Here is a 13306-nt window from a genome sequence, read left to right as displayed (position 1 = left end):
AGGTCTGCTCGAAGGGGGAGAAGGACGGATGGACACGGAAGCCAAGATCATCCTCGATGACACCATCTCGTTCTGCCAGCGCGACGGGCGGGACGCCCGGCTTATCAACATGCTGGCGCAGTCTATCCCCGTGGAGCTCTCCGATGAGGCGCTAACCATCCAGGCACCCTCGCGCTTCGCCTATTCGTACCTCATGAAGCAGCGCGAGGTGATCGAGCGCTACCTCGAGGACATCGCCTTCTGCCCGCTCTCCCTCATCGTGAAGGTCGACCAGGGCCTAACGGAACGGTCGGCGGACGCGCCCGAACATGTTTCCCGTGAAACCCCGGCGAAGAGCGAGGATGCAGGCGAGCCGGTCGTGCACGCCCCCATCCCCGCCGTGATCATACCGAGCCGCCATGACGACGATGGGGCCGAGCAGTCGAAGGTCAAGGTGCGCAACACCATCACCCTCGATGATTTCCAGAAGTTGACGGGGATCATGAAGCGGGATGAGGCGGAGCCCGACAAGCGCGCCGTGCCCACCGCAGCCGAGCCGGCGCCGGCGGTGGGCATCCACTCTAAGTTCACGTTCGAGAACTTCGTCTACGGCGACGAGAACAAGCACGCCTACATGTCCGCCGTGCGCTTCGCCGCGCTCGCCGACGAGCCGGGCAGCTGCACGTCGCTGTTCATCTACGGCAAATCGGGCCTCGGCAAGACGCACCTGCTCCTCGCGATCTCCAACTACCTGAACGAGCACAGCCCCCATCTCCGGGTGAAATACGCGAACTCCCAGACCTACGTCGAGGACTACATCAGCGAGCTCGCGGTGCAGAAGAGCAAGGCCGGGGTCATCCTGCGCGACTACCACGACGCCGACGTGCTCATCATCGACGACATCCAGAACATCATCGGCAAGACCCAGAGCATCGAGAACTTCTTCACGCTGATGGACGAGTTCATCAGGAACAACAAGAAGGTCGCCATCGCATCCGACCGGGCGCCCAAGAACCTGGGAATGGACGAGCGCCTGACCAGCAGGTTCAACGCCGGGATGCTTTGCCTCGTCTCGGAGCCCGGCTTCGAGATGAAGTACATGATCTTGAAGCGCTACTACGAGAACACCATCCTGAACGGCTCGGACGCGCTCGCCGGCGTCGAGGCGGGGTCGCTGCTGAACTCGCTGAACGTCGGCGGAGGGCAGCTCACCGACGCGCAGCTCAGGCACATGGCGGACGTCTCGGGCACCAACATCCGCGAGCTCGAGAGCTTCTGCGAGCGGTGCGCCGGGGTCTCCTTCGAGCGGGAGCAGGCGGGAGCCGAGCTCACGGGCGAGGATATCGACCGCATCGCCAACGAGTACTTCGACACGGCGCACAAGAAGATCCACATCGACACCGTGCAGGCGGCCGTCGAGAAGTTCTTCCACGTGAGCCACGAGGACCTCATCGGGCCGAGGAGGACGGCGAACATCGCGCACGCGCGCCACGTCGCGGTCTACCTCGCGATGGACATGTGCGAGATGACCGCAGTCGCCGTCGGGGCCGAGTTCGGCGGCCGCGACCACTCGACGGTCCTCAATTCCATCAAGGTTATCGAGAAGAAGCTCAAGGAGGACCGCGCGCTGTGCGAGGATTTGCAGCAACTGCGCAACAAGATCCGCTTGAGCTCGTAGCGCCCGGTGTTGATAACCCGTGCAGATGATGAGGAAGGGTCGTGGAAAAGGAGGTGCAACCGAGGGATAACGCCCGGGGCAGCGAAGTTCTCCCCAAAACCTTACCGGTTCCCAACAGATAGGTGTCGAAAAAGACACCGTAAACAACCTGCGTGTTTACCTGTAATCCACAGACTCAACGTCCTTATTATTATGATTGAATACATATATACCTATAGATAATAAGAAAGGAAGCGCAATGAACTTCGTCGTCAGCCAAGAGTCACTCGCCGATGCGCTCGCCATCGTCTCCAAAGGTGTAGCCAGCGCTTCCACGCTCCCCATCCTCTCGGGCGTGCTCATCAAGGCGCAGGACGGCGTGCTGGAATTCCAGACGTCCAACTTCACCATCAACATCCGCCACCGCATCGCCGCCCGTGTGGACGAGCCCGGCGAGATCGTGCTGCCGTGCAAGATGCTCACCAACATCGCCAAGACCCTGCCCGACGCCGCTGTGCGCTTCGAGACCGCCGAGCGCCAGGTCCTCATCTCCTGCGAGAAGAGCTCGTTCCGCCTGAACGCCCTCGACCCGGTCGACTTCCCCGACTTCCCCGCCTACGCGATCGAGGCCTCGGTCGAGCTACCCGTGGGCGTGCTCTCCGACATGGTCTCCCGCGTGTGGCGCGTGACCTCGAACGACAAGGCCCGTCCCATCCTGGGCGGCATCCACATGCGCGTCGAGAACAACACCATCCGCCTGGTGGCGACCGACTCCTACCGTCTGGCGGTCTGCGACACGCAGGTCGAGACGTCCTCGCTCGAGGGCAGCTTTGAGCTCAACATCCCGGCGTCTGCCATGAACGACGGCCTGTCCATCATGTCCTCCTCCCCCTCGATCGTCATCGGGGCCACCGATAGCCAGGTGGTGTTCGAGTCGGGCAACACCTGCTACGTGTCGCGCCGTCTCGAGGGCGTCTACCCCAACTACCGCCAGCTCCTGCCCGACTCCTGCGTGACGACCGTGAAGATCGACGCTGACGCGCTGTCGGCCGCCCTGAAGCGCGTCGCCGTGGTCGCGACCACGAGCCCGACGGTGAAGTTCGATATCGACACCGACGCCGGCACGCTCAGCCTGTCCACGCTCTCCTCTGACCAGGACGCCGCGACGGAGACCCTCGATGTCGAGGCCGAGGGCGAGAGCGGCGCCATCGCCTTCAACTACCACTACATCTCGGATTGCCTGAACGTGCTCGGGCACGACAAGGAAGTGGTGCTCGAACTCAAGAGCTATTCGGGCGCGGGCGTGTTCAAATCGTATGACAAGGTGAACTACCTCTATCTCGTCATGCCCATGCGCCTCTAGCGCCGACCCCGTCCAGTCCGCGCGATGAGCATCCTCGCCCACACGCTCGAGGTGGCCGACTACCGGAACTTCCCCTCCTACACGCTCGACCTCGACCCGAACCTCACGGTCCTGGTCGGCAGGAACGCGGTGGGGAAGACCAACCTCGTCGAGGCGCTCCAGATCCTCACCTCGGGAAGGTCGTTCAGAAAGCCCGCTCCCTCCGACTTGGTGCGCGAGGGAGCCGAGCGCTGCCGTATCGAACTCGCTCTGGAGGGCGAAGGACGCGTGATCGACCTCGGCTGTACCGTCGAGGCGGGCAAGCGCAGCTTCTCGCGGAACGGCAAGCGCTGCCGTGCCGCGGGCGTTAGGGGCGTGGTCCCGTCGGTCCTCTTCTGCCCTGATGACCTGGATATGGTGAAACGCGGCGCGAGGGTACGGCGCGAGGCGCTGGATTCCTTCGGCGTGCAGCTGAACGAGGGCTACGCCCAGCTCGTGGGAACCTACGAGCGCGCGCTCGAGCAGAGAAACGCCCTGCTCAAGGAGCGCTTCTGCACCCCTGAGCTGCTTGAGACCTGGAACGAGTCGCTCGCCGCGCTCGGCGCCGCGCTCACCGTGCACCGCATCGCGCTCCTCGCGCGCATTCGCGACCACCTGCTCGCCGCCTACGGCCAGATCGCGGGCGGTGAGGCCATCGAGGTCAGCTACCTACCCTCCTGGATGGATGAGGACGCCGCGGCGGGGCCATGGCTCCAAGAGCTTTCCGCCGCCGACCGCCACGAGGCGATCGATGCGATCCGCACGCGCATCGCGGAGGCATTCCGGGCCCGCGCGGACGAGGAGATGAGACGGGGCGTGACCCTGAGCGGCCCCCATCGCGACGAGGTGCTCTTCACGGTCGCGGGGCGCGCCGCGCGCACCTTCGCCTCCCAGGGGCAGCAGCGCTCCATCGTGCTCGCCTGGAAGATGGCCGAGGTCGAGGTGACGCGCGACATCCTCGACCGCCCGCCGCTGCTTCTGCTCGACGACGTCATGAGCGAGCTCGACGCCGCGCGGCGCGATGCCTTCCTGCAATGCGTGGAGCACGACGTGCAGACGGTGATAACGACGACCAACCTCGGCTACTTCACCGAGCGCGTGGTTGACGAGGCGAAGGTGGTGAGGATCGGTGAGGAGCAGATCGGATAGGAACCGCGACCGCCGCACGATCGCGGTGGGTGAGTACCTCGACCGCACCCGACGCGAGATCCTCGACCGGGCGACCCCCGAGGAGCGCGAGCGGTATCGCGCGGCCGAGCGCTCGCGCGAGGTCTACCACGCCTGGAACAGCGTCTGCCAAAACACGCGCGAGGGGGCGCACGTCACCGGGCTCAGGTACCTTCCCGAATCCAACAAACTGCTCGTCTACACCGACGATGCCGTGTGGACCCAGGAGCTCATGATGCTCCGCGAGATCATCCGCGCCCGGATGGAGCGCGCGGGCGTGAGCCTCGAGGGCTTCGTGTTCAAGACGTCGAGGAAGGGCTACGAGGCCCGCCCGTACGCAAACCGCGCCACGACGCCGATCGTGCCCCCCGTTCCCCGCCGCACGCCGCTCACCACCGAAGAGGAGGACAAACTCGACCGCGACGTGAGCCCCATCGTCGACGATAAGTTGAGGGAGGCTCTGAAAAAGGCCATGAAATCGAGTATGGAGTGGAAAAAGGGTCAAGAAGGCTGAAATGAGCCTTACAGGCAATCTGGTGGCCTTGTAGAGCCATAAAATGAGATAAGAGCGTCGTCTCCAATCAGCTATCATTGGTAAGGTTCTGTGCCTTTATCTTTCGCAAAGGAGAAACGTGGCGAAAACGAACGACTACGGCGCAAGCGACATCAAGATCCTTGAGGGTCTCGAGGCGGTGCGCAAGCGCCCCGGCATGTACATCGGATCGACCAGCGCGAGCGGCCTGCACCATCTCGTATGGGAGATCGTCGACAACTCCGTCGACGAGGCCATGGCGGGATTCTGCACCAAGATCGAGGTGACCGTGCACCCGGACAACTCGATCACCGTGGTCGACAACGGCCGCGGCATCCCGGTCGCCAAGCACCCGGTCAAGAAGATCCCCACCCTCGAGGTGGTCATGACCGTCCTGCACGCGGGCGGCAAGTTCGACAACAACGCCTACAAGGTGTCGGGCGGCCTGCACGGCGTGGGCGTCTCCGTCGTGAACGCCCTCTCCAAGAAGATGGACGTCCAGGTCAAGCGCGACGGCAAGATCTACGAGATGCAGTTCAGCCGCGGCAAGACCACGATGAAGATGAAGGAGATCGGTACCGCGAAGACCACCGGTACCACGACGACCTTCTGGCCCGACGACGAGATCTTCGAGACGACCGTCTACGACTATGAGACGCTCCGCAACCGCCTGCAGGAGACCGCCTTCCTGAACCGCAACCTGAAGATCGTCCTCAAGGACGAGCGCGAGCTCATGCCCCGCGTCGACGAGTTCTGCTACGAGGGCGGCATCATCGACTTCGTGAAGTTCCTGAACGAGGGCAAGGAGATCCCCGACGGCCTCAAGCGCCCCATCTACCTCTCCGGCAAGAGCGAGGAGGGCGCGCCGACCGACAAGATCGGCGAGGTCGAGGTCGCGATGCAGTGGAATACCAGCTATTCCGGCAACGTCATGAGCTTCGCGAACGACATCTACACGCCCGACGGCGGCATGCACCTCGAGGGTTTCCGCGCCGCGCTCACCACGGTCATCAACGACTACGCGCGCAAGCAGAATATCCTCAAAGAGAAGGACTCCAACCTCACGGGCGATGACGTCCGCGAGGGCCTCGCCGCGGTCATCTCCGTGAAGCTCGCCGACCCGCAGTTCGAGGGACAGACCAAGGCCAAGCTCGGCAGCTCGTTCATGCGCACCCTGGTGCGCAAGGTGGTTTCCGAGGGGCTCGCCGAGTACCTCGAGGAGCACCCCAAGGCCGCCCGCGAGATCGTGAAGAAGGCCCAGCAGGCCTCCAAGGCCCGCACCGCCGCCTCCAAGGCCCGCGAGGCGACTCGCCGCAAGAGCCTGCTCGAGACCGCCTCGCTTCCCGGCAAGCTCGCCGACTGCTCGGTCCGTGACGCCGAGATGACTGAGCTCTTCATCGTCGAGGGCGACTCGGCAGGCGGCTCCGCCAAGGACGGCCGCCGCCGCGACATCCAGGCGATCCTGCCCCTGCGCGGCAAGATCCTGAACGTCGAGCGCGTGGGCGACCACCGCGCGTTCAGCTCGGACACCATCCAGTCGCTCATCACCGCCATCGGCTGCGGCGTGACGACGAGCTCCGGTGAGGGTGGCGACTTCGACATCACGAAGGCGCGCTACCACAAGATCATCATCATGACCGATGCCGACGTCGACGGCGCGCACATCCGCATCCTGCTCCTCACGTTCTTCTACAAGTACATGAGGCCGCTCATCGATGCCGGCTACGTCTATGTGGCCTGCCCGCCCATCTTTGGCGTGAAGGTGCGCAACAAGATCCACTACGTCTACCCCAATGGCCGCCAGCCCGAGGAGGAGATCCTGCGCGACACCATCAAGAGCCTGGGCCTCAACCCCGATGACGGCGAGGACGAGGCGGCGGCCGGCAAGGTCACCAAGAAGCGCCGCGGCTACACCGTGCAGCGCTACAAGGGCCTGGGCGAGATGGACCCCAAGCAGCTCGCCTCGACCACCATGGACCCCAAGACGCGCATCCTCCAGCGCGTGACCATCGAGGACGCCGCCATGGCCGACCGCGCCGTGCGCGAGCTCATGGGCAACCAGGTCGAGTACCGCCGCGAGTATATCGAGAAGCACGCGCACGACGCCCGCTTCCTGGACGCGTAACTAAGGAGTAGCACGTGGCAGAAGACAACGAGATGCGAGGCTCCGAGGACACCGAGGGCCTACCCGAGGACCTGAAGCGCCTGCTCGCCCGCGCCGAGGCGGATGACGAGGGCGCCGACGTCTACGTCGAGGACGACGAGGACGCCGAGGACGAGGATGACGGTGAGGAACTCGAGGAGAGCTTCGGCGAGGTGACCCGCGGCGAGAGCGCCGGCGTGGACGTCAACGGCGGTTCGCTCCAGATCAGCGAGTTCGGCCGCGAGATGCGCCAGAGCTTCATCGAGTACTCGATGTCGGTCATCACCGCGCGCGCCCTGCCGGACGTGCGCGACGGCCTGAAGCCGGTGCACCGCCGCATCCTCTACGCGATGAACGAGTCGGGCATCTACCCCAACCGTCCGCACAAGAAGAGCGCCTGGACGGTCGGTGAGGTCATCGGCAAGTACCATCCCCATGGCGACTCCGCGGTCTACGACACGATGGTGCGCCTCGCGCAGTGGTTCAGCATGCGCACGCCGCTCATCGACGGACACGGCAACTTCGGCAACATCGACGGCGACGGCGCCGCGGCCATGCGCTACACCGAGAGCCGCCTCGCCCGTCCCGCCATGGAGCTTCTGCGCGACCTGCAGAAGGACACGGTCGACTGGCAGCCCAACTACGACGAGTCCCTGGCCGAGCCCCAGGTGCTCCCGGCGCGCTTCCCCAACCTCCTGGTGAACGGCTCGTCGGGCATCGCGGTCGGCATGGCCACCAACATCCCGCCGCATAACATGGTCGAGGCGGTCGAGGCGACCTGCCACCTCATCGACCACCCCGACGCGACCGTCGAGGAGCTCATGCAGATCATGCCGGGCCCCGACTTCCCCACGGGCGCCCTCATCATGGGCTCGGACGGCATCCGCCAGGCGTACGAGACCGGCCGCGGCTCCATCACGGTGCGCGCCAAGGCCCATGTCGAGTCGACCAAGACCGGCCGCAACCGCCTCGTCTTCACCGAGATCCCCTACCAGGTGAACAAGGGCACCCTGCAGGAGAAGATCGCCCAGCTCGTCAACGAGAAGCGCATCGAGGGCATCTCCGACATGCGCGACGAGTCCACGAGCAAGGGCATCCGCCTCGTCATCGAGCTCAAGAAGGGCGTCATCCCGCAGGTCGTGCTCAACAACCTGTACAAGTTCACCTCGCTGCAGACGACCTTCGGCGTGAACAACCTCGCCCTCGTGGGCGGCGTGCCCAAGTGCCTGTCGCTGCCCGAGATGCTGCGCTGCTACATCGACCACCAGGTCGACGTCGTCACGCGCCGCACGCGCTACGACCTCAAGAAGGCCCAGGCCCGCGCCCACATCCTCGAGGGTTACCTGCTCGCGCTCGACCACATCGACGAGGTCATCCGGATCATCCGCTCCTCGCAGACCGATACCGAGGCCAGCCAGCGCCTGATCGAGCGCTTCGGGTTCACGCCCGAGCAGACCCAGGCCATCCTCGAGATGCGCCTGCGTCGCCTCACGGGCCTCGAGCGCGACAAGATCGAGGAGGAGCTCGCCGGGCTCCGCCGCGCGATCGCCTACTACGAGGACCTGCTCGCGCACGAGGAGAAGATCCTCGGCGTCATCAAGGAGGAGATGCGCGAGATCGCCAAGAAGTACGGCGACAAGCGCCGCACCGAGATCGCCGCCGCCGAGCGCGACCTCGACGTGGAGGACCTCATCGCCGACGAGGACATGGTGGTCACGATCACCCACACCGGCTACGTGAAGCGCATCCCGGTGGCGACCTACCGCTCCCAGCGCCGCGGCGGCAAGGGGGTGTCGGGCGTCAACCTCAAGGAGGACGACGTCATCTCCGAGATGTTCATCGCCTCGACCCACGAGTTCGTGCTGTTCTTCTCCAACCGCGGCAAGGTGTACCGCCTGAAGGTGCACGAGCTGCCCGTGGGCACGCGCCAGGCGCGCGGCACCGCGATCGTGAACCTGCTGCCCTTCGAGGAGGGCGAGAAGATCGCGAGCGTCATCTCCTGCCGCGAGTTCCCCGACGACGAGTACCTGCTGTTCGCCACCAAGAGCGGCATGGTCAAGAAGACCGTCATGAGCGCGTACGACCGCAGCCGCCGCGACGGCATCATCGCCATCAACCTCAAGGCCGGCGACGCCCTGCTCGACGTGCGTCGCGTCCGCGAGGGTGACAAGGTGATCATGGCCACCACGGCCGGCAAGGCGATCGTGTTCGAGGAGGACCAGGTGCGCGCGACCGGACGCGACACCTCGGGCGTGCGCGGCATCACCGTGAAGGACGGCGCCTCGGTGCTCGGCATGGAGATCTCGAACGGCAAGGGCGACCTCTTCGTGATCACCGAGCTCGGCTTCGGCAAGCGCACGCCGGTGGCCGACTACCCGTGCCAGAACCGCGGCGGCCAGGGCGTCTACACCATCCAGATGACCGCCCGCAAGGGCCAACTCGCCGCCATGAAGACGGTCGGCCCGCAGCACGAGCTGTTCATCATCACCGAGGGCGCCACGGTCATCCGCGTGAAGAGCACGGATATCTCCAAGACCGGCCGCGCCACGCAGGGCGTGAAAATCCTCTCGGTCGCCGACGGCGACCGCGTGACCGCCGTGGCGCGCATGACGAGCGCCAAGAAGAAGCCGAAGGCGCAGACGCCGCCCGAGAACCAGGGCGTGCTCAACCTCGGCGAGGTCGAGGCGCCGGTCGATGACGACCGCGTGGATATCGGTGCCTCCGATGAGGCGCTCGAGGACCTGATGGACGAGTAGCCCATAGGGATACTAAGGAAAAGCGGCCCGGTTCCGAGAGGGATCGGGCCGCTTTGCGTTACGAGTATGGAGGGCACCGGCACCTTAGGTGTAGCGGCGGCGCGACGTCTCCCAGTCGCCTAGAAGTCGTCGGGCGAGAGGGACTGGACGAAGCGGTCGAAGCGCTCGACCTCCTCGTCGCTTGCGGCCTGCTCGGTGCGGAAGGAGATGGTGCCCGCGCGGTTCATGACATCGTCCTCGACGTAGATGGGAGTGTTGCAGCGCACCGCGAGGGCGATGGCGTCGCTCGGGCGGGCGTCGAGCGCGACCTCGTGCACCGCGTCGTCCTCGTCGCGGCGGACGAGCACGACCTTGGAGAAGAAGACCGGCGCGTCGACGCGGCTGATCTCGATGCGCTCGACCTTCACGTCGAGGGCCTGGAGCGCGTCTACGAACAGGTCGTGCGTGATGGGGCGGGCGGACTTCGAGCCGTCGATGCCGCGGCTGATGGCCGCCGCCTCGAACGAGCCGGTCTGGATGGAGAGCGTCCGTAGGGGCGCCTCGCTGCCGTCGGCATGGGAACGCTCGCGGAGCACGATGACGGAGGGTACGGGACCGGAGGCCATGATGATGGTCTCGATGTCAACGCGAATCATATGGCACCTCCCAGATAATGCGGTTTCGAGTTGGCTTGCTCTTGCGGGGTGGACCCCCGTCCTCGCAAGAACGGTATGTAATGGTACCCAAAACAGGGGACCTATACAGTGGGATATGCTCATTTACATACGTGCTAGACTGAGAGACCCAAACGGGTAGGGAACAAGGCGTCGACGTCGGCGAAAAGAGGAACGATGGGATCTCGAGACATGCGGAACGCGAACGGCGGGAAGCGCCGCGCCACGATGCTGGGGAGGTTTTTCGCCTACTACGGGCCGCAGAAGCACCTGCTCATCGCCGATACCGCCTGCGCGCTCGTCATCGCCGGCATCGACTTGGCGTTCCCGGTCATCCTGCGCAACCTGACCGGAGGGCTCTTCACCGAGGGGCCGACCCGCATCCTCGCCTCGCTCGGCATGGTCGCCGCAGGGCTCGTCATCATGTACCTCATACGCTGCGCATGCAGGTACTTCGTCTCCGCGCAAGGACACATCATGGGCGCGCGGATGGAGTCGATGATGCGCCAGGACCTCTTCGACCAGTACGAGCGCTTCAGTTTCAGCTACTTTGACCGGGTCAACTCGGGCGACATGATGAGCCGCGTGGTGAACGACCTCTTCGACATCTGCGAGGCTGCGCACCACGTGCCTGAGTGGATCATCATCTGCGGCGTCGAGATCGTCGGCGCGTTCGTGATCCTCTTCACGATCTCGCCCGCGCTCGCGGGCGTGATGTGCGCCGTGACGCTCTTCTTCGTTGCCGTGATGGTGCGGCAGAACCTGCGCATGCGCGCGGTGTTCGCCGACAACCGCCGCAAGATCGCGGAGGTCAACTCCCAGTTGCAGGACTCGCTCGCGGGCATGCGCGTGGTGAAGTCGTTCGCGAACGAGGATGCCGAGCGCTTCAAGTTCCGCCGCTCGAACGCGCGCTACCTCGCCTCGAAGGTCGACCAGTACCATGCCATGGGCGCCTACCAGGCCACGAGCGCCCTCATGACCGGGGCGCTGTTCACCATCATCGTCGTGCTCGGCGGCGCGCTCGTCGCGCGGGGGCAGATGAGCGCAGTCGACATGGCGACCTTCGCGCTCTACATCAGCCTCTTCACCACGCCCATCGAGACGCTCGTGAACTCGACCGAGAACATCCAGAAGGCCATCGCCGGCTTCAAGCGCATGGACGAGGTCATCCTGACCGCGCCGGATATCGAGGACGCACCGGACGCCAGTCCCCTTGAGGTCACCGCGGGCGCCATCGAGTACACCGACGTGTGCTTCACCTACGACGACGAGGAGCTCGGCTCCGGCCGGGAGGGCCGTCCGGTCATCGACCACCTGAACCTCTCGATCCGCCCGGGCGAGACCATCGCGCTCGTGGGCCCGTCGGGCGGCGGCAAGACCACGACCTGCTCGCTGCTCCCGCGCTTCTACGATGTGCAGGCGGGCTCCATCTCCATCGACGGGCAGGACGTGCGCACGGTGACGCAGGAGAGCCTGCGCCGGGCGATCGGCCTCGTGCAGCAGGACGTCTACCTCTTCGACGGCACGATCGGCGAGAACATCGCCTACGGTCGGCCGGGCGCGACGAAGGCGGAGATCGCGCGCGCCGCGCACGAGGCCAACATCGACGCCTTCATCGAGAGCCTGCCCGATGGCTACGACACGGTGGTGGGCGAGCGCGGCAGCCGCCTCTCGGGTGGGCAGAAGCAGCGCATCGCCATCGCGCGCGTCTTCCTCAAGGACCCCTCGATCCTCATCCTCGACGAGGCCACCTCGGCGCTGGACAACGAGAGCGAGGAGGCGGTTCAGGAATCGCTTGAGCGCCTGGCCCGCGACCGCACGACGATCATCATCGCGCACCGCCTCTCGACCATCAAGAACGCGGACGAGATCGCCACCGTGGAGCGTGGTCGAGTTGTGGAACGCGGCACGCACGACGAGCTTCTCGCCCGTGGGGGCACGTACGCCCGGTACTATCGAATGCAGTTCGAGGGCACCCGCGAGCCCCTGCGTGAGGGCGGCGCGGCACCTCAGATCGCCTAGCATCCCCGATAAGGACCGCCATGCGCAAAGACGACAAGATGACACCGGAAGAGGTCGCCGAGCTGTTCTCGGAGATCGATGCGTCCGGTCTCGTCGACCCCGTCCGCGCGCGCGACCGCGAGCGGCGGCTCGGGGCATGGCGCGCCGCCCGCCGCGCCGGCGACGAGAAGGCGCTCGAGGAGCTCCGCGAAGAGGACCGGCGCTCCCGCAAGCGGCGGAACATCGACCCGCTCTCGGATGAGGACCCTTCCGGCTCGACCGTCGGCAGCACCATCTCCCGCTTCGGCATCATCCTCATCGTGGGCGTCATCGTGCTCGTGGTGGGCATGCAGATCGGCTACGGCGTCATCCGCCGCCTGAACACCGCGAACCTCTCCGAATCGGTGAACGTCGAGACGGTGAGCCGCGCGCTCGACGGCGGCGTGGAATGGGGCAACGGCTTTACGCAGTTCCCGGAGGACTTCACCGTCGTCGAGGCTGATGAGCGCACCGGCGTCGTCGAGGTCGACGTCGTCTCGACTGAGTCGTCGAACGAGCTCGAGCTGTTCTCGAACAGCCAGCTCGAATCGTCGGCTCTCGCCACCAACGCGCTTCTGAACGACAACATCTACCGCGTGGTCTACAACGTCTCGGCGCGGGTGGACGGGGACGGGAACATCGTGGGCGACTCGTTCATCTCCGCGGCCCCCGATGTCGCTGCCGAGCGCGAGATGTTCTCGTTCATCTGGACCAAGAGCCGCTCGGGCGAGTCGAGCAACATCGGCTGGGAGCTGCGCATCGTCGGCATGGACGAAGAGGTCGCCAAACGCATCCAGGAGCAGGTGAACTCCGTGTCCTCGATCATCGAGACGCCCGGTGTCGACCAGACCGACATCGAGGCGCAGGAGCGCGAGCTCGAGATGGAGCGCGAGCTCATGGGCAGCGAGGCCTATCGGGGAGGAACCCCCGACAGGTCGCTCGCCGACGTGCTGGAAGACGATGCGCCCGCCCGGAGCGCCGCGGACGAGTAGGCCCCG

The 13306-nt window shown here is 65.4% G+C and carries 9 protein-coding genes; 8 read left to right on the top strand and 1 reads right to left on the bottom strand.

Going from position 1 to position 13306, the window contains the following annotated elements:
• Positions 1–28: 28 nt before the first annotated feature.
• The 6 genes from FS885_RS03540 to gyrA all read left to right on the top strand — a co-directional run bounded on the left by FS885_RS03540 (position 29) and on the right by gyrA (position 9615).
• On the top strand, positions 29–1657 hold the full coding sequence (locus FS885_RS03540) for a DnaA ATPase domain-containing protein (RefSeq protein WP_144743633.1): 1629 nt from the start codon (positions 29–31) through the stop codon (positions 1655–1657).
• A gap of 238 nt (positions 1658–1895) precedes the next feature.
• The gene (gene dnaN / locus FS885_RS03535) at positions 1896–2999 is read left to right on the top strand and encodes a DNA polymerase III subunit beta (RefSeq protein WP_144743632.1); all 1104 of its coding nucleotides are present in this window, start codon (positions 1896–1898) and stop codon (positions 2997–2999) included.
• A gap of 24 nt (positions 3000–3023) precedes the next feature.
• Positions 3024–4166, top strand: a complete 1143-nt coding sequence (gene recF / locus FS885_RS03530; protein WP_144743631.1) for a DNA replication/repair protein RecF — start codon at positions 3024–3026, stop codon at positions 4164–4166.
• A complete protein-coding gene (locus FS885_RS03525; protein ID WP_144743630.1) occupies positions 4147–4698 on the top strand; it encodes a DciA family protein in 552 nt (183 codons plus the stop codon). The genes recF and FS885_RS03525 overlap by 20 nt, the downstream gene beginning before the upstream one ends.
• A 118-nt stretch (positions 4699–4816) precedes the next feature.
• Positions 4817–6841, top strand: a complete 2025-nt coding sequence (gene gyrB, locus FS885_RS03520; RefSeq protein WP_144743629.1) for a DNA topoisomerase (ATP-hydrolyzing) subunit B — start codon at positions 4817–4819, stop codon at positions 6839–6841.
• 32 nt (positions 6842–6873) lie between these two features.
• On the top strand, positions 6874–9615 hold the full coding sequence (gyrA, locus tag FS885_RS03515) for a DNA gyrase subunit A (RefSeq protein ID WP_144743707.1): 2742 nt from the start codon (positions 6874–6876) through the stop codon (positions 9613–9615).
• A 119-nt stretch (positions 9616–9734) separates the two neighbouring features.
• Here the strand turns inward: gyrA and FS885_RS03510 are convergent, their stop codons facing one another.
• On the bottom strand, positions 9735–10250 hold the full coding sequence (locus FS885_RS03510) for a bifunctional nuclease family protein (protein WP_144743628.1): 516 nt from the start codon (positions 10248–10250) through the stop codon (positions 9735–9737).
• 246 nt (positions 10251–10496) lie between these two features.
• Between FS885_RS03510 and FS885_RS03505 the strand changes: the two genes are divergently transcribed.
• Both FS885_RS03505 and FS885_RS03500 read left to right on the top strand, forming a co-directional pair.
• Positions 10497–12290, top strand: a complete 1794-nt coding sequence (locus FS885_RS03505) for an ABC transporter ATP-binding protein (RefSeq protein ID WP_186365774.1) — start codon at positions 10497–10499, stop codon at positions 12288–12290.
• A gap of 20 nt (positions 12291–12310) precedes the next feature.
• Positions 12311–13300, top strand: a complete 990-nt coding sequence (locus tag FS885_RS03500) for a hypothetical protein (RefSeq protein WP_144743626.1) — start codon at positions 12311–12313, stop codon at positions 13298–13300.
• The last annotated feature ends 6 nt before the right edge of the window (positions 13301–13306 follow it).

Origin of the sequence: Enorma burkinafasonensis (genome assembly GCF_902150035.1) — a bacterium.
Lineage (GTDB): Bacteria > Actinomycetota > Coriobacteriia > Coriobacteriales > Coriobacteriaceae > Enorma > Enorma burkinafasonensis.
Note: the sequence above shows the minus strand (reverse complement) of the source record. Positions and strands in the feature narration are given on the sequence as shown.

Bases quoted from the DNA above. Each gene is read 5' to 3' on its own strand.
- FS885_RS03540 (WP_144743633.1), top strand. From the start codon at position 29: ATGGACACGGAAGCCAAGATCATCCTCGATGACACCATCTCGTTCTGC.
- dnaN (WP_144743632.1), top strand. From the start codon at position 1,896: ATGAACTTCGTCGTCAGCCAAGAGTCACTCGCCGATGCGCTCGCCATC.
- recF (WP_144743631.1), top strand. From the start codon at position 3,024: ATGAGCATCCTCGCCCACACGCTCGAGGTGGCCGACTACCGGAACTTC.
- gyrA (WP_144743707.1), top strand. From the start codon at position 6,874: ATGCGAGGCTCCGAGGACACCGAGGGCCTACCCGAGGACCTGAAGCGC.
- FS885_RS03510 (WP_144743628.1), bottom strand. From the start codon at position 10,250: ATGATTCGCGTTGACATCGAGACCATCATCATGGCCTCCGGTCCCGTA.
- FS885_RS03505 (WP_186365774.1), top strand. From the start codon at position 10,497: ATGCTGGGGAGGTTTTTCGCCTACTACGGGCCGCAGAAGCACCTGCTC.
- FS885_RS03500 (WP_144743626.1), top strand. From the start codon at position 12,311: ATGCGCAAAGACGACAAGATGACACCGGAAGAGGTCGCCGAGCTGTTC.